This is a genomic window from Halomonas sp. DP8Y7-1 (genome assembly GCF_019801685.1).
Taxonomy (GTDB): Bacteria; Pseudomonadota; Gammaproteobacteria; order Pseudomonadales; family Halomonadaceae; genus Halomonas; species Halomonas litopenaei_A.
On the sequence record NZ_JAHVIN010000005.1, the window covers coordinates 475,374 to 490,714 of the forward strand.

Annotated in this window: 11 protein-coding genes; 5 read left to right on the forward strand and 6 right to left on the reverse strand. The window is 62.6% G+C overall.

Features of this window, described 5'->3' with window-relative positions; translation table 11 throughout:
* Positions 1-413 precede the first annotated feature (413 nt).
* Positions 414-2,090 carry a multidrug ABC transporter permease/ATP-binding protein gene (locus KUV41_RS07425; RefSeq protein ID WP_222485311.1) on the forward strand — a complete coding sequence of 559 codons (1,677 nt, stop codon included), beginning with the start codon at positions 414-416 and terminating at the stop codon, positions 2,088-2,090.
* Between the two features lie 139 nt (positions 2,091-2,229).
* Positions 2,230-4,332 (forward strand): TonB-dependent siderophore receptor, encoded by a 2,103-nt coding sequence (locus KUV41_RS07430; protein WP_222485313.1) that lies wholly within the window; start codon positions 2,230-2,232, stop codon positions 4,330-4,332.
* A gap of 100 nt (positions 4,333-4,432) precedes the next feature.
* On the opposite strand, the gene KUV41_RS07435 is transcribed toward KUV41_RS07430, so the two are convergent.
* From KUV41_RS07435 to KUV41_RS07450, 4 genes are read right to left on the reverse strand one after another with little or no spacing between them, the layout of a single operon-like run.
* Positions 4,433-5,017 (reverse strand): peptide-methionine (S)-S-oxide reductase, encoded by a 585-nt coding sequence (locus tag KUV41_RS07435; RefSeq protein WP_222485315.1) that lies wholly within the window; start codon positions 5,015-5,017, stop codon positions 4,433-4,435.
* Positions 5,018-5,069: 52 nt separating this feature from the next.
* Complete coding sequence (gene fhuB / locus KUV41_RS07440) at positions 5,070-7,058, reverse strand: Fe(3+)-hydroxamate ABC transporter permease FhuB (RefSeq protein ID WP_206939632.1); 1,989 nt, start codon at positions 7,056-7,058, stop codon at positions 5,070-5,072.
* Positions 7,045-7,992 (reverse strand): iron-siderophore ABC transporter substrate-binding protein, encoded by a 948-nt coding sequence (locus KUV41_RS07445; RefSeq protein WP_261395946.1) that lies wholly within the window; start codon positions 7,990-7,992, stop codon positions 7,045-7,047. Before KUV41_RS07445 ends, fhuB begins: the two co-directional genes overlap by 14 nt.
* A 56-nt stretch (positions 7,993-8,048) precedes the next feature.
* On the reverse strand, positions 8,049-8,816 hold the full coding sequence (locus KUV41_RS07450) for an ATP-binding cassette domain-containing protein (protein ID WP_206939628.1): 768 nt from the start codon (positions 8,814-8,816) through the stop codon (positions 8,049-8,051).
* A gap of 367 nt (positions 8,817-9,183) precedes the next feature.
* Here KUV41_RS07450 and KUV41_RS07455 point away from each other — a divergent pair, with 367 nt between their 5' ends.
* The 3 genes from KUV41_RS07455 to KUV41_RS07465 all read left to right on the forward strand — a co-directional run bounded on the left by KUV41_RS07455 (position 9,184) and on the right by KUV41_RS07465 (position 13,339).
* Positions 9,184-9,795 (forward strand): superoxide dismutase, encoded by a 612-nt coding sequence (locus KUV41_RS07455; protein WP_206939619.1) that lies wholly within the window; start codon positions 9,184-9,186, stop codon positions 9,793-9,795.
* Positions 9,796-10,055: 260 nt separating this feature from the next.
* Positions 10,056-11,852, forward strand: coding sequence for an ABC transporter ATP-binding protein (locus tag KUV41_RS07460; RefSeq protein WP_315900563.1), 1,797 nt, complete (start codon positions 10,056-10,058; stop codon positions 11,850-11,852).
* 488 nt (positions 11,853-12,340) lie between these two features.
* A complete protein-coding gene (locus tag KUV41_RS07465; protein ID WP_222485319.1) occupies positions 12,341-13,339 on the forward strand; it encodes a hypothetical protein in 999 nt (332 codons plus the stop codon).
* A gap of 9 nt (positions 13,340-13,348) precedes the next feature.
* On the opposite strand, the gene KUV41_RS07470 is transcribed toward KUV41_RS07465, so the two are convergent.
* On the reverse strand, positions 13,349-14,653 hold the full coding sequence (locus KUV41_RS07470; RefSeq protein WP_222485321.1) for a TRAP transporter large permease: 1,305 nt from the start codon (positions 14,651-14,653) through the stop codon (positions 13,349-13,351).
* Positions 14,654-14,710: 57 nt separating this feature from the next.
* The gene (locus tag KUV41_RS07475; protein ID WP_206939612.1) at positions 14,711-15,268 is read right to left on the reverse strand and encodes a TRAP transporter small permease; all 558 of its coding nucleotides are present in this window, start codon (positions 15,266-15,268) and stop codon (positions 14,711-14,713) included.
* Positions 15,269-15,341 lie beyond the last annotated feature (73 nt).

A 15,341-nucleotide genomic window follows, 5' to 3' on the forward strand; every position in this document is an offset into this window, starting at 1 on the left:
CGCTGTGATATCTATTGTGGAGGTTATGTACAAGATTTCAAGGGCGCGTTGTGAAAGAAATATGTAAGCCCGTGTTGCTGCTTCATGACAGGTTCAGGGAAGCGTATAGCCCGACACCATGGGGAAAAGGCACGGCGGTTGAGCCGCGCGTAACGCTGCGAATCGGCGGCGCAGGCATTTGTGCAGTGTTTCCCTTGCGTCGACGGTTCGCTCTGGGACAATGCACGCCCTGGTGTGGCAAGCCAGCCATGACAAGCCTGTCGTCACAAGCCAACCGTGACACGCCGACAACCATGGATCTGGTCACACGTTGCCAAAGATGCTGCGCCCAGTGGTGGTCTGTGAGCGTGGAGAAGTCCTGCGGCGTAGAGCAGCATTCAGCGAGCTAAATTCCCCCTGAGAGGCGTGAGTCATTGGAACTATTAAGTGTCGTCTACCGCTACTATCGTTGGCCCTTTGTCGGGGTGATGCTGCTGAGCCTCGTCAGCGCGGCCCTGGGGATTGGAGCGATCGCCTTCATCAACCGCCGCCTGATCGAAGTGTCGGGAGACGTCGGCAGTATTCTGCCCCAGTTCCTGGGCATTGTGGTGGCGCTGCTGGCCGTGACGCTGGCTTCACAACTGGCGCTGACCACGCTGGGACATCACTTCGTCTATGGGCTTCGCTCGCGTCTGGTCAAGCAGATTCTGGACACCGATATCGAGCGCCTGGAACGTCTAGGCAGTGCCGAATTGTTGGCCAGCCTGTCCAGCGATGTGCGCAATATCACGATCGCTTTCGTGCGTCTTCCCGAGCTGGTTCAAGGCATTGTATTGACGCTAGGCTCAGCGCTTTATCTCGGCTGGTTGTCGCCAGGGCTGTTGATCGTGACCAGCCTTTGGGTCGGGGCGACCATGGCAGCCGGAGCCTGGTTGGTCAGGCGCGTGTATCGCCACCTGTCCCAGGTGCGCGAGACCGAGGACGCGCTGTACCGCGACTATCAGGCGGTGATCGATGGTCGCAAGGAGCTGGCGCTCAATCGTGACCGAGCCCAGGCACTCTTTGAAGACACCTACGACCGCGATGCCCGGCGCTATCGCCATCACATCATCCGCGCCGATACCTATCACCTGAGCGCTGTCAATGTGTCCAACATCATGATGTTGGGCGCCATCGGTGTGGTGTTCTATCTGGCCAACGGGCTGGGCTGGGCGTCTACCGAAGTCGCGGCCACCTTTTCGCTGACCCTGTTGTTCCTGCGCACTCCCCTGATCTCTGCGGTGGGCGCCTTGCCCACGCTGCTGAGCGCTCAGGTTGCCTTCGATAAGATTCGTGGGCTGGATCTGGCTGAGCCCCGTCAGGAATTTGGCAGTCGAGCGGCGGTGAGCGGAGCATGGCAAGAGCTACGGCTGGAGGGCGTCAGCTTCCGCTATTCATCGTCGCATACCTCTGCAGGGGACTCTGGTGGATTCGTGGTCGGCCCCCTCGATCTATCGCTTAAGCGAGGTGAGCTGGTGTTTTTGATCGGTGGCAACGGCAGCGGCAAATCCACGCTGGCAAAGCTGTTGACCGGACTGTATCGCCCTCACGAGGGCAGCATGACGCTCGATGGCAAGGTGTTGAATGACAGCGATCGAGAAGGGTTTCGCCAGCGCTTTTCCGCGGTGTATACCGACTTTCATCAGTTCGACACCCTGGTCGGACCCGACGGGGCCTCGCCTGACCCGGTACTGATGGAACGCTGGCTCGATGTGCTCAAGATGCGGGACAAACTGCACTTCGATGGGCAAAGGGTGACCAATCCAGAACTGTCTCAGGGACAGCGCAAACGCCTTGCACTGCTGATGGCGGTGGCGGAGGAGCGCGACATTCTGCTACTCGACGAGTGGGCGGCGGATCAGGATCCGCAGTTCCGGCGTGTGTTCTATCAAGAGTTGCTACCCAAGCTGCGGAGCATGGGCAAGACGGTTTTCGCCATCAGCCATGACGATCACTATTTTCAGCACGCTGATCGACTGCTGGAAATGCGCGCCGGACAGTTGATCGAACTCACCGGGGAAAATCGCGAGGCCGCCAGTCGGGATGCCGTGGGACGGCTTGAACGCCAGTGATGTATCGTTGATTCCTCGTGTACGCAAAATTGCGAGACGTAATGAAAACAATTAACATGTAGATGTTGTTTTCTTAGGCAGGAGTCCCATTGGCGTTCCTGCCTGGTCGTTCGCTCTGACGCTGCCTCCGAGGTTCTCCATGCTCCCCCAGCACCAGTCACTATCCCGTCACCCGCTTGCACGGGCGGTTCACTATGCCACCGTGCCCCTGATCGTCGGGTGGGTTCCGATGGCCTCGCTGGCGATGGCGCAGGAGGAAGCGGTCACCGAGGTCTCCAGTGACACCATGGTCGTGACGACGTCTACCCTGAAGGTCGATACGCCGGTGCTGGAGACACCTAGGTCAACCTCCCAGGTCTCCCGAGAAGAGCTCGATAACCGCCAGGTCAACAAGTACGACGAAGTGCTGCGTTACCGCAGCGGCGTGGTATCGCAGCCGTTCGGCCAGGACAACAAGGCAGATTGGTTCTATATTCGCGGCTTCAACGGTGAAGATTCGCTCTATCAGGATGGCCTGCGTCAGTTCCGCGAGGGTGGCTACTTCTGGTGGAGCACCGAGACCTTTGGTCTGGAAAGCGTTGAGTTGCTCAAGGGGCCTGCCTCTATCCTTTACGGAGAGGCGCCTCCCGGAGGGGTCATCAATGCCATCAGCAAACGCCCGACGGAAGACCCGCAGGGGCTTATCGAGCTGCAGTACGGTAGCGATAACCACGAGCAGGTCGGCGTCGACGTCTCCGGCCCTGTGGCCGGCCGCGACGATGTTCGCTATCGCATGGTGGGACTGTTCCGCGAGAACGATGCGCAGATCGACCACGCGGACAACCAGCGCGTCTATCTGGCGCCGAGTCTGGCGGTGGATTTGTCCGACGATACCAGCATTACCTTCCTGGCAAGCTACCTGAAGGACCACGGGACGCCCACCAACGGCTTCAAGCTGCCTTACGGCACCGTCGACAGCACGCCTTTCGGTCGGCTCGATCCCGAAGACAACCTCGGGGAGCCGGGCTACGAGCGTCAGGAGCATGAGCAGTGGGCGCTGGGCTACGAGCTGTCCCATCGTCTGAATGACACCTGGGACATCGAGCAGAACTTCCGTTACAGCCATCTGGACCTGCTGGAGCGCGACGTCTATGTGTCTTATCTGCTGGATGATCGCAATGCCCAACGTGGCCTGACCTATCGCGATGGTGACTTCGATGCGGTCACGGTAGACACCCGTGCTATCGGCCGCTGGTACAGCGATCGTACCGAGAACACCCTGTTGCTTGGCGTCGACTATCAAGACCTGGATATCGACTACGACAACTACGATGACTTCGCCTTCGGATTGCCCTTCGATATCTTTGATCCCGAGTACGGTAACTTCACACCGTCATCGCGGACAGGTAGCGACCATGATGAGGGCAAGGAGCAGCTTGGCTTCTACGCTCAGAACCAGCTGCGTCTGGACGACCGCTGGATATTCCTTGCCGGCCTGCGCCATGACAGCGTGGATGTGACCAATCGCATCAACGGTGAAGATAATGGCGGTGGTACCGAGGATGAGACGAGCTTCTCCGGCGGTATCATGTACCTCGGCGACTACGGTATCTCGCCATATCTGAGCTACAGCGAGTCCTTCTCACCGCAGATCGGCACCGATCCGGACGGCCGCGCCTACCGACCCAGCGATGGCGAACAGTGGGAGCTGGGGGTGAAGTATGCACCTGACTGGCTGGATGGTTATGTCACCGCGGCAGTATTCGACCTCAAGGAAAGCGATACCCTCTACACCAGCGGTGAGTCGGCCAATCGCCAGGGGGGAGAGCGGGAGTCCCAGGGCTTCGAGATCGAGGGGGTGGGCTACGTGACCGATGACCTCAAGGTCACCGCCGCGTACACCTATACCGATGTACGGGTAGACTTGAGTCGCGAAGAGCAAGATCTGCGCGCGGGTCTGATTCCGCGCAATCAGGCGTCGCTGTGGCTGGACTATGCAGTGCCAGGAGCCCTGCATGGACTTAACCTGGGCGGTGGCGTGCGCTATGTGGGCGAGACCAAGGACAATCCTCGTTACTCGGATACTCAGGTGGACTCCTACACCTTGTGGGACGCCAAGGTCAGCTATGACATCACTCCGCAGTGGACCGCCCAGGTCAACGTCAACAACCTGACCGACGAAGAGTACGTGTCCGGTTGTGACTACTGGTGCTACTACGGTGAAGAGCGCAGCGTGGTAGGCAGCATCAAGTACCGTTTCTGACCACGGCACGTAGTCTAAGTGAGAACGCCCGACCAGGCTCTGCCGGTCGGGCGTTTGTGTGTCTGCCGGGAGGACGTCATGGCTAAGCTGCCTTGGCGTCTCAAGAACAACGCTGTGAAGGTATCGGCGCCTTGTTGACCCCTGCCTGGGCCAGTCGCTCGCCGTCTGCGACCTCGCTAAAGCGGTCCAGCAAGAGCTTCAGCTTGGGGGTAATCCAGCGCTCGCAGAAGGGCCGTGACGGATCGCTGTAGAAGTAGTCGTGATAGGCCAGCTTGGAATCGCGAAAGGCGGCCAGAGGCAGCACCTGGGTCACCAGGGGGGAATCGAAGTCATCCTGCAGCTGGGTCAGCACCTGGCGGGCCAGCTGGGCGTGAACCTGGTTCTGGACATAGACCGCTGAGCGGTAGCGCTGGCGCAGGGCATGGCCAGAGGTGGCGTGGTGGGTGTGCAGGTGAATCTCGATCAGCACGTCCATGGGTAGCCGCGAGGGGTCGTAGTCCACCACCACCGCTTCATGAAAGTCACTGTCAGGGGGCTCGGCGGCGACCCAGCCCTGGTGAACGGCGTCGACGCCCTTGAGCGACTGATAGACCGCTTCCAGGCACCAATAGCAACTGCCTCCCAGGGCCAAGCGTGCTTTGCAGGGCGCAAGCAGGGGCAAGCTGTTGCAGGGCTGGTCTGGCATGTCGGGCACCCCGAGAGGAAGTGTCGGCTTGGTCGACCATCATGCCCGAGCCTTACAGTCTCTTCAGCCCCCACATGAAGTAGCTGCCGCCAAGAATCGAGGCCACCAGACCGGCAGGTATCTCCTGGGGGAACAGCAGCTGTCGCCCGACCCAGTCGGCCAGCACCATCAACAGGGCGCCGATCAGCGCCGCACCGGCCAGATGCAGGCGAGCGCGAGAGAACCCCATCAGCCGCGCCATATGAGGAGCCAGCAGGCCGACGAAGGACAGTGGCCCGACGATCAGCGTGGCCGCGGCAGTCAGCACCGCCACAGTTGCCAACAATCCCAGGCGAGCATTCTCCACATGGATGCCAAGGGCCTTGGAGGTGGCGCTTCCCAGCGGCAGGATATCCAGCCAGCGGGCCAGTAGCTGGGCAGCCAGGGCGACGGCCGCACCGGCCATCAGCACCACCAGCGCCGAGGTCGGGTCGACATAGTAGGTCGAGCCAGACAGCCAGGCCATGACCTGTTGCCCGCGGGGGTCGCCTCCCACCATGATGATGGAGCGCACCGCGTCGAACAGCGCCGTGATGGCCACGCCGCTGAGCAGCAGGCGCTCGGGCTGGAAGCCGCTGGCGCGGTTGAGTGCAACCAGCAGCGCCAGTGTCACCAGCGCCCCCAGGGTGCCGGTTCCCAGCAGCAGCAAGTGGCTGGGTCCGGGCACCACAAAGATGGTGATAATCAGCGCGATGGCTGTGCCACCACTGATGCCCAGCAGTTCGGGGCTTGCCATCGGGTTGGCGGTGACGCGCTGGATCAGGGTACCGGCGATGGCCAGCAGGGCGCCGCTGCCAGCGGCCGCCATGATCCGTGGCCAGCGCCAGTCGAGTACCTGGACCTCTGTGCTCAGTGACCAGCCCGTGCTGGTTTGCCCGGCGAGTATGCCGACCAGCATGGCGATCACCAGTGCCGCTGCGAGTCCTGCCAGCAGCGGGACAGGCGTCGAGGTTCGCAGCACCAGGGGAGCCGATGCCGGTGGTGGCCGACGGGGCGTCAGCTTGAGCCGGGGGATCAGCCACAACAGCAGAGGAGCACCCAGCATCGCCGTGGTAGCCCCTGTGGGAAGCAGTGTCGGCAGTGCGTCGATGCCGCCTTGCAGCACCAGGTCGGTGACGGTCAGCAGCAGCGCGCCAAACAGCATCGACCAGCCCACCCGCGCCGGCAGCCGTCGGGCACCGGCCATACGTGCGATGTTGGGGGCCGCCAGACCGATAAAACCGATGATGCCGACAGTAGCCACCACGCAGCCTGTCAGGAAGACCGCCAGGCCGAGGCCGCCCAGGCGCAGCCACTTGAGTGACACGCCGAGGCTCTTGGCGCTGGCATCATCGAGTTCGAGCAGTGCCAGCGGGCGAATCAGCCAGATGGCCAGGGCGCCAGCGACCAGCACGCGAGGCAGCAGGTAGAACACCCCGTCCCAGCCATTCTGGGCCAATGATCCTGCACCCCATACCAGCACCCCCTTGAGCGCCTCCTGGTTAAACAGCAGTAGCACGATGGCCAGGGCGCCGAAGTACAGATTCACTACCAGACCACCGAGCACCACCACGCCAGGCGACAGGCCGCGCCGCCAGCCCAGCGCAAATACCAGGCCCATGGCCAGGGCACCGCCGGACAGGGCGACCCACTCCCGTCCAAGGGCGAGCAGGCCCGGCGCGACCAGGGTGGCGATCATCAGGGCCAGGTTGGCCCCGCTGGCGACGCCCAGGGTGGTGGGTGCTGCCAGGGGGTTGCGTAGCACCTGCTGCATCAACACCCCAGCCAAGCCCAGGGCTGCGCCGGCGGTCAAGGCAATGGTCAGTCGCGGCCACCAGCTGTAGTGCAGTACCAGTGACGAGGGGGTGGTCACGTCAAGCGAGGACAGTGCGGCCAGGGCAGAGCTTGCGCCACCCAGGCCTTCAAGGGACTGCCACGCCGCCAGCAGGCAAAGGACGACTAGCACCGCGGCGGTTGCACTCAGTCGGTGTGATCGCCAGCAGCGGGTGTCAACGGCCTGCATGAAGGGTCTCGCTATCACGGGAGGAGGGGAGGAGCATCGTCGTTTCGCGCTGGGCGGAGCGCGTCGTTGGCGTGGTGGCTGCGGGGCTGTCTGCACCCAGAGCCTCACCCAGCTTGCTGGCGAAGCGGTTGGCAGAAGGCAAGGCACCAAAGCTCCACACCGGTGGCAAGGTCACGACGTCGTTTCGTTTGACGCTGCCCAGATGGCGCCATAGCCCGCTGTCGGCCAGCGCCTCGCGTACTCCCGCAACATAAGGTTCGACCACCACGATCCGCGCCTGGGGGTAGTTGGCCAGCTGTTCGATGCCGATCAAGCTGAAGCCCCAGACATTGGTGGTGCCGGTCCAGGCGTTGGTCAGGCCCATCCGCTCGATCACGGCCTGATACAGGCTGTGGTCACCAAACAGGCGCACGTGACGCTCATCCATGAACTGGATCAGCAGCAGCGGGCGCGTGTCCTCGGGCAGGCGATCGGCAATCTGCGCGATATGCGCCTCGCTGCTGGCAATAAGGCGCTCCGCCTCCACCTGGCGGCCGACCAGTTCGCCCAGTTCGCGGGTCAGGGTCAGTGCTTCGTTCCAGAAGTCACCGTCCCCGCTGTACATCGAGAATTGCTTCACCTCGGCAATGGCCGACAGTCGCGGTGCCAGATTCGCAAACATGGGAGAGATGACGATCGCGTCCGGGTTCAGGTCGGCCAGCAATTCCAGGTTGGGCTGGGTGCGCAGGCCAATATCGACACTCTGCGCGGGTGCCTCGAGCCCCACCCAGCTTTCATAGTCATCGGTCTGGGCCAGTGCCATGGGCGGTGCCTCTAGGGCGACCAGCGTTTCTGCCAGGGTCCAGTCGAGGCTCGCGATGCGTGGTGAGGCCAGGCAACTGGCGGACAGTGACAACACGCCCAGCGCCAGTGCTGTCAGCCAGCATGAACGCAAGGGTCGCGGCAATCGTCGAAAAAGCGGGCGGGCTGGCAGTGGAAGCCGACGGAGCATCATTGCACCAGGGCCACGGCGTGCTCGCCACTGGGGTGGGGCATGACCTGCATCGGGATGCCGTAGATATCCTCAAGGACGTCTCCGGTCATCAGTGTCTCCGGGCTTCCCTCGGCGATGACCTGGCCGCTGTGCAGGGCCACCAGGCGGTCACAGAAGCGTGAGGCCATATTGATGTCGTGAAGCACGATTACCACGCCCAGGTCGAGCTCACGGCTGAGCTTCTTCACCAGGGTCATCACCTCCACCTGGTGAGCGATATCCAGGGCTGCCAATGGCTCATCGAGCAGCAGCAGACGGCTGCCCTGGGCCAGCAGCATGGCGAGCCACACGCGAGTACGCTCGCCCCCGGACAGGGTGTCCACCAGGCGCTCGGCAAAGGCCTCGGTGTGGGTCAGTGCCATGGCCCTGCTGACGTGTTCCTGGTCGTCTCGGCGCGAACGCCCAAGCAGTCCCTTCCAGGGGTAGCGGCCAAAGGCGATAAGCTCGCGGCAGGTCAGGTTTTCGGCCCCAGGCAGGTGCTGGGGGAGGTAGGCCACCTCCCTGGCGAAGGCACGGCGCCCCCAGCTTTCAAGGGGCTGGCCGTTGAACAGGATGCGTCCTGCGCTGACCGGTTGCTGCTGCGCCATCAGCTTGAGCAGGGTGGACTTGCCCGAGCCATTGTGGCCGATCAAGCCATGCACGCGGCCCGCGTCGAAGGTTAGGCTGGTGGGGGCCAGCAGCGTCTTGCCCGGAATCGTGAAAGAGGCGGACTGAAGGTCGAACATGAACAAGGGCTCCGCTGGGTCGTCCGGGCGATCGGAAATACACTCTTAATGGATAGGAATGGTTATCAATTTGTTTGCTGTTGTCAATCCGATGTGTCATCAGGGAACATCGGGCAGTCGCCGTTGGCTAACCCTTGTAGAAGAGGCGTAAAAGATGCCACCCTGTGGCCTACGGCATCGGGCCTTGCCGAGGTGAGCCAAGGTCGCTGAAGCGACGCCGCTGGACGAGAACTTTTCCAGCGCTGCAGGCGCTAGCGAGACCGTCGCGACTTGCCTATAGTATGAGGCCCACGATGACGCAAGCTGGTGAGTGGGATAGGATTATCCCCCTGAATCAGCCCAACTTTACAAGGAAGGAGGTATCACCATGGCACATACTCTGCCGGAACTGCCCTACGCCTACGACGCACTGGAACCCTCCATCGATGCGCAGACCATGGAGATCCACCATTCTCGTCACCACAACACCTACGTCACCAACCTGAATGGTGCGCTGGAAGGTACTGGTCTTGAAGACCTGCCGGTGGACGAGCTGGTTGCCAACCTTGAGCGTCTGCCCGAAGACAAGCGCCAGCCGGTCATCAACAACGGCGGTGGTCATGCCAACCACTCCCTGTTCTGGACGGTGATGTCCCCGAACGGCGGTGGCAACCCGAAAGGCAAGGTGGCTGACGCCATCGAAAAGGAACTTGGCGGCTTTGATGCCTTCAAGGATGCCTTTACCAAGGCCGCTCTGGGCCGTTTCGGTTCTGGTTGGGCGTGGCTGTCCGTGACTCCGGACGGTGCCCTGGTGGTGGAAAACACCCTCAACCAGGACAGCCCGCTGATGCACGGCAACACCCCGGTACTGGGTCTGGACGTGTGGGAGCACGCCTACTACCTGAAGTATCAGAACAAGCGTCCTGACTACATCGCCGCCTTCTTCAACGTGGTGGATTGGGACGAAGTCGAGCGTCGTTACCAGGCAGCCACTGCCTGATCGACACCGGCATGACGTCATCACGACGTCGTCCGACCTGTTAGCAGGTCACGCGCCGCGGCCCCAGGGCCGCGGCGTTTTGCTGTGCAGTTGCTGTGTAGTTGCCGCGTATTGCTGGTGTCGGCGGCCGGGTCTCGCCCTGCGCCAGCGTGTTCATGTTGCACGTCATCAACGGCTTCGCATTCTCAGCACCCGTGTCTTCGCCCCGTGCCGAGGACGCGAAGCGCTGGCGCCGATGTAAGCCGCAAGGAGCCACCACTGTGTCCACTTCCTCCAGCCTGCAGGCCTTGGGTCGCCTGTTGCGCTATGCCCGAGGCTATCGTCGGCGAATCGTCGCCGCGACCCTGTGCTCGATTATCAACAAGTTGTTTGATATCGCGCCCGAGATTCTGATCGGTGTCGCCATCGACGTCGTGGTCAATCAGGAGCAGAGCTTCGTCGCCCGGTTGGGCTTCGTCTCGGCGTCGTCCCAGATCATTGTGCTGGGGGTGCTGACCTTCTTTATCTGGGCGGGAGAATCGCTGTTCGAGTATCTGTTTCAGATCCTCTGGCGCAATCTCGCCCAGCGCCTGCAGGCGGACCTGCGACAGGACGCCTACGAACACGTGCAGCGCCTGGACATGGGCTTCTTCGAATCGCGTTCATCCGGCGAGCTGGTGGCCACCATGAACGATGATGTCAACCAGCTCGAACGCTTCCTGGATGGCGGAGCCAACTCGCTGATCCAGGTTGGGGTGACCGTCGTAGCGGTGGGGGCCGTGTTCTTCGTGCTGTCCCCGTTGATTGCGCTGCTGGCGTTTACCCCGGTGCCATTGATCCTGTGGGGGGCCTTCGTGTTTCAGCGCAAGGCGGGCCCCTTGTATGCCGACGTGCGCGAAAAGGTGAGCGTGCTCTCCAGTCGGCTGTCGAACAATATTCAGGGCATGGCCACCATCAAGAGCTTTACCGCCGAGGCCCGCGAGGCCGAGCGGCTGAAGGCCGACAGTGAAGCCTATGTGGACGCCAACAGTCGTGCCATTCGCATCAGCTCGGCCTTTATTCCGGTGATTCGCATGGCGATCCTGACCGGCTTCCTGGCGACCTTCATCGTCGGCGGCATGCAGGCGCTTTCCGGCGAACTGAACGTGGGAGCCTACGGTGTATTGGTGTTCCTGACCCAGCGCCTGTTGTGGCCGCTGACAGGGTTGGCCCAGGTCATCGACCTGTTCGAGCGGGCCATGGCCAGCACGCGTCGTATCCTTGATCTGATTGCTACACCCATTCGTGTGCGCGATGACGGTCAGACCACGTTGCCGACCCCGGTCAGGGGGGAGGTGCGGTTCGACAAAGTAAGCTTTCACTACGCCGAGAGCCACGCGGGTATCGATGATGTGGATCTGATGGTGCCCGCCGGACGCACCCTGGCGCTGGTTGGCCCCACGGGTTCCGGCAAGTCCACCCTGATCAAGCTGCTGCTGCGCTTTCACGATCCAGACCAGGGGCAGGTCGTCCTGGATGGCATCCCGGTAACGGAGCTTCGCCAGAATGCACTGCGCGATGCCATCGGACTCGTCAGTCAGGACGTCTACCTGTTCGAGGGCAGCGTGCGAGACAACATCGCCTACGCACGACCCGAGGCAAGTCTCGACGAGGTCGTCCGTGCTGCACGCACTGCCGAGGCCTGGGAGTTTATCGAACGCCTGCCCGACGGCCTCGATACCCGCGTCGGTGAACGCGGCGTACGGCTGTCAGGTGGCCAGCGTCAGCGCCTGTCCCTGGCCAGGGCGCTGCTCAAGGACCCGCCAGTGCTGGTGCTGGATGAAGCCACCAGTGCAGTGGACAACGAGACCGAGGCCGCCATCCAGCGCTCGCTGGCGCGGATTGGCAGCGAGCGCACCGTGATCATGATCGCCCACCGCCTGTCCACCATCGTTCACGCCGACGACATCGTGGTGATGGAGCTTGGGCGAGTGGTCGAGCGCGGGACCCACCAGCAGCTGATCGAACGCGGCGGACGCTACTCCGCCCAGTGGCAGGTACAGACCGGTGAGGCCGCCCAGTCGGCTCAGGTCATCTAGGCTGTCCGCTGGCGCCATCAGCTCCACGCCAGCGCCAGCCTCAGTGTCAGCGGCAGTAGCCGTGCCTGTAGCAGAAGCCGTGCCTGCGGCAGAGAAAAGGCCCATCGCGCTTGGCGGCAAAAGTCGCCAAGCGGGCCCGGGGCGTCTAGGGTGAGTAAGTCACTACACACTTTGCTGCGCCGGGACGGCAGGGTGTAGTGACGGAGCCTGATGACCAGGCCAGCTCCCGGTACAGCAGCGAGCACATCGCGCTCGCGGGAGGAACTGCCATGGGCATATCGGCCAAGCAGCGTCCTAAGGCCGCTCAATCAGAGCCGCTCGAGACACAATGCCCTGAGACGGAATGCCCTGAGACGGAATGCCCTGAGACAGGCAGACAGGATACGGCCAGCCATGATACGGGCGCGCTCGATACGGGTCGCCACGACAGCAAGCGCTGCGATGCGAATCGCCTCAATGCTGGCGGCCTCGACGTATCGGAACACCGGGTGTCAGAGGGTGTGGCGCGAGAACGCTCGAGTGCATCGGCCTTGGCGGATGAGCAAGGACCTACTCAGCCAAGCCGAGAGCCGTCGAGGTCCGACGACAGTCGCGGCGTCGATCCTTGCGGTGACCGGGTGGATCAGTTGCTGGATGACATGGCGGCGTTGCTGGACTTTGCGCTGGAAGCGGAAGGCGTGCCGCTGGATGTGGATCTTTCCGCGTATTATCGGGCGCGCCAGCAGCAGAGGCAGAACGTGCCGTTAAGTGGCGCCGACATCGACGGTCTGGTCGCCTGTTACCGTGAGCTGTCGCGCCGCTACCCGGGCATCTCCCCACGCACCTTGGCGGCGACACGTCCCAGCCGGGAAAGCGGCAGACTTCGCGATAGCCGCACCGGGCGCTACCTGATGCGGCTGTGGCAGTGCACCGCGGCGGTGGTGATGCTGGCCATCATCTCCAATGTGATGATGTCAGCGATCGGCGCGGAGGCAGGCATGACGGTTGGCGCTGGTGCGCAGGCCACTCTCCTCGGATTTCTCTACGAAGGTCTGCGTCACACCGAGGCGTTTCTGTATGGAGCGCTCGGGGCCTTTGCCTTTGTGCTGCGGGTCACCGCCAGCCGACTCTACAGCCGTACCTTCGACCCGGCGCGTATTGGCGAGCACGTCAATCGCATCGTGCTCGGCACCCTGTCGGGAGGGGCGATCGTGCTGTTCGTTTCTCAGATTCCCAGCGACAAGGACGCAGAGGTCGCGCTCAGCGGCGCCGCCCTCGGATTTCTCGCCGGCTACAGTATCGACTTTCTGTTCGGCACGCTGGACCGAATGATTCGCGCCTTGCTGTCCGATGGCAGCACCGACAGTGCCAATCGTGCTGCAAGGGCAAGGCGTGACGCCGATGTGGTGGAAACCCTGGATGAGTTGATGAGCCAGCAGACCGACGCCGAGACCCGGCGCCGGCTTGAAGGCATCATCGAGACGCTGAGACAGCGCCAGCGAGTCTGAAAACGGCGGCTATCCGCTCATCGCCTGGGGCAGGTAGGTAGCGATGCCGGGGAACAGGCTCATGATCACGATGGCCACGATCATCAGCAGGAAGAACGGCACCGTGGCACGGGTGATCGACATGATGTCGCGGCCGGTGAGTCCCTGGATCACAAACAGGTTGAACCCTACCGGCGGGGTGATCTGTGACATCTCGACGACGATAACCAGGTAGATGCCGAACCAGATCAGGTCGAAGCCGGCCACCTCGATCACCGGCATGATGATCGAGGTCACCAGCAGGATCAGCGAGATACCGTCGAGGAAGCAACCCAGCACCAGCAGGAACAGGGTCAGGACCACCAGTAACCAGGCCGGTGACAGGCCCATGGCGCCGATCTTCTCGGCCAGGTCCATCGGCAGCTGGGTAAAGCTCATGGCGGATGCCAGGAAGGAGGCCCCGGCAATGATGAAGGCGATCATGCAGGAGGTCCGCACCGCGGCAAACAGCGCCTCCTTGAAGATGGCGGCGTTGAAGTGGCCGTTGGCCCTGGCGATCAGCATGGACAGTACGACGCCGGACGCAGCGGCCTCGGTGGGTGAGGCAAGCCCGCCGTAGATGCTGCCAAGAATACCGCCGATCAGTGCCAGCAACGGTAGCAGCTGCAGGCTGCCGGCGAGCTTCTGGCGCAGCGGTATTGCGCTGTCACGACGACCCACCGCGCCCCGCCGATTGCCTACCAGCAGTGACCAGCCGATGACATAGGCCATGAACAGCCCCAGCAACAGTAGACCGGGTCCGACGCCTGCGATGAACAGTCGCGAGATCGACTGCTCGGTGACGACGCCATAGACGATCATCATGATCGATGGCGGAATCAACAGGCCCAGGGTCGAGGCGCTGGCCAGTGTGCCGATGGCCAGATCGTCGTCATATCCTCGGCTCTTGAGCTCAGGCAGGGTCATCTTGCCGACGGTGGCGCAGGTCGCCGCAGAAGAACCGCACACTGCCGCGAATAGCCCACTGCCGATGATGTTGGAGTGCAGCAGGCGTCCAGGAAGTCGGCCGAGCCAGGGCGACAGCGCCTGGAACATGTTATTGGCAAGCCCCGAACGGAACAGGATTTCGCCCATCCACACGAACATCGGCAGGGCGGTCAGGTCCCAACCGTAGCTCGCGCCCCAGAAGTCGGACGCCAGGATAGGTCCGGGCGCCAGGGGAAAGAACAGCGTCAGCACGATAAAACCGGTGCCAAGCAGGGCGTAGGCGATCCATACGCCGCTGCCCAGCAGCAGTGCCAGGGCCAGCAGGGTAACCAGACTGATGATCAGCATAGCGACGGGCTCTCCACGCAGGGGTAGCAAGGGGGCCGTGCGACAGGGCAGGGGATGTCAGTCATGGCCAGCCTCATCATCCGGGGCCTGGAAGCGTTGTGGTGCCTGCAGCGCCTGGCGTGCGGTATCGATCAAGGCCTCGGCCAGAGCGAGGCTCATCATGACCATGCCGATCAATAGCACCAGCTGTGGAATCCACAGGGGGATGGCCAGCAGCCCCGACGAGACGTCGTCGTATTCCAGGCTCTCCTGCATCAGCTGCCACAGCGACACGCACAACAGCGCATTGAGCGCCGAGGCGATCAGCAGACAGGCAAGTTCGGTAAAGGCCCGCACCGCCGCAGGAAGACGCTGAATCACCAGCGACATGCGGATATGGGCATGATGGGTGAAGGTGTAGGCCATGCCGAGGAAGGTCGCGCCCACCAGCAGGAAGGAGGCCAGCTCCGATACCCCGGTGATTTCGAGGCCCAGGCGCGAGCTGCCGGCCATGACCAGTACGGCGTCCAATAGACGAAACAGTACCTGCAGGGTGATCAGCGTGCAGATGGCGACCATCGAGGCGGCCGCTCCCCATCCGCCCAGGCGGTAGATGGGCATCAGGCGAAATGTCATGAGTATGCTCCCACCGGAGGGCGGACAGGATCAATCAGCGCGGATGGCCTCCAGCGATCGGCAATCCGCGCTG

Coding starts and splice junctions, on each gene's coding strand:
- KUV41_RS07470 (WP_222485321.1), bottom strand. CDS start 14,653: ATGCTGATCATCAGTCTGGTTACCCTGCTGGCCCTGGCACTGCTGCTG.
- KUV41_RS07450 (WP_206939628.1), bottom strand. CDS start 8,816: ATGTTCGACCTTCAGTCCGCCTCTTTCACGATTCCGGGCAAGACGCTG.
- KUV41_RS07475 (WP_206939612.1), bottom strand. CDS start 15,268: ATGACATTTCGCCTGATGCCCATCTACCGCCTGGGCGGATGGGGAGCG.
- fhuB (WP_206939632.1), bottom strand. CDS start 7,058: ATGCAGGCCGTTGACACCCGCTGCTGGCGATCACACCGACTGAGTGCA.
- KUV41_RS07435 (WP_222485315.1), bottom strand. CDS start 5,017: ATGCCAGACCAGCCCTGCAACAGCTTGCCCCTGCTTGCGCCCTGCAAA.
- KUV41_RS07430 (WP_222485313.1), top strand. CDS start 2,230: ATGCTCCCCCAGCACCAGTCACTATCCCGTCACCCGCTTGCACGGGCG.
- KUV41_RS07455 (WP_206939619.1), top strand. CDS start 9,184: ATGGCACATACTCTGCCGGAACTGCCCTACGCCTACGACGCACTGGAA.